The 416-nt window shown below is 41.1% G+C and carries 1 protein-coding gene; it reads right to left on the bottom strand.

The features are described from left to right. Positions 1 to 338, bottom strand: a 338-nt coding sequence (locus D7Y13_RS50200) for an ATP-binding protein (RefSeq protein WP_244222498.1), incomplete at its 3' end; no start/stop codon positions are given. Between the last annotated feature and the right edge of the window lie 78 nt (positions 339 to 416).

The raw sequence follows: 416 nt of genomic DNA on the forward strand, positions 1-416 counted from the left end.
AGAATATCCAGCTTTCCTTCACGGAATTCAGCAATTCTCATTTTACCTTCACGTACCGATTTTACTTTAAAATAATTCGATAAAAAGTTTACTGCCTTCGTACCGACACCATTAAGGCCTATCGATTTTTTGAAAGCGCCGTCATCATATTTCCCACCGGTATTCATGATTGAAACAACATCAACAATTTTACCCAGGGGAATTCCACGCCCATAATCACGTACCGTCACCGTACCGTCTTTAATTTTTACATCAATTCTTTTTCCGGCTTTCATTCTGAATTCATCAATGGAATTATCCATCACTTCTTTCAGCAAAATATAGATTCCGTCATCCACAGATGAGCCGTCTCCCAATTTTCCGATGTACATTCCCGGTCTCAGGCGTACGTGCTCTCTGGGTTCGAGAGTCCGGAT

Source organism: Corallococcus praedator, from assembly GCF_003612125.1.
GTDB classification, from domain to species: Bacteria; Myxococcota; Myxococcia; order Myxococcales; family Myxococcaceae; genus Corallococcus; species Corallococcus praedator.